Origin of the sequence: Streptomyces millisiae, assembly GCF_031845425.1 — a bacterium.
GTDB classification, from domain to species: Bacteria; Actinomycetota; Actinomycetes; order Streptomycetales; family Streptomycetaceae; genus Streptomyces; species Streptomyces millisiae.
In genome coordinates, this window is sequence record NZ_JAVREM010000311.1 from 1 (window position 1) to 449 (window position 449).

Below are 449 nucleotides of genomic sequence, written 5' to 3' on the forward strand. Positions count from 1 at the left end.
TCGTCACAGTGCTCGGCGCACTGGTGGGCCAGCCCTCCGAGCGCGGCGACCGGATGTTCACGGTGATGGCCGAACGGTCGGCCACCGCGATCGCCGACCTCGACGCGTTTTCCCTGCTGGGCAAGTGAACAGAAACAGGACAGATGCTCACACCGTTTGACGACTACCCCATCCACGCGTCGGCCGAACCGGTCGCGACACCGGTCAGCGCCGACCCCAATCACTATGACCGCTACTGGTTCAACGGTCACCAGCGCGACGGAGACTTCTACTTCGGCGCCGCGATGGGCCACTACCCGGTCCGCGGGGTCATCGATGCCGCCTTCAGCCTCGTCAAAGACGGTGTGGAGCACTCGGTGTTCGCCTCCGGGGCAATGCCACTGGACCGGTCGGCGACTATCGGGCCGTTCCGCATCGAGGTGATCGAACCGCTTCGCACCATCCGGTAC

Annotated in this window: 1 pseudogene; it reads left to right on the forward strand. The window is 65.3% G+C overall.

From position 1 onward, the window contains the following. Positions 1–143: 143 nt before the first annotated feature. A pseudogene (locus RNC47_RS36830) lies at positions 144–449 on the forward strand (hypothetical protein); the annotation flags it as partial.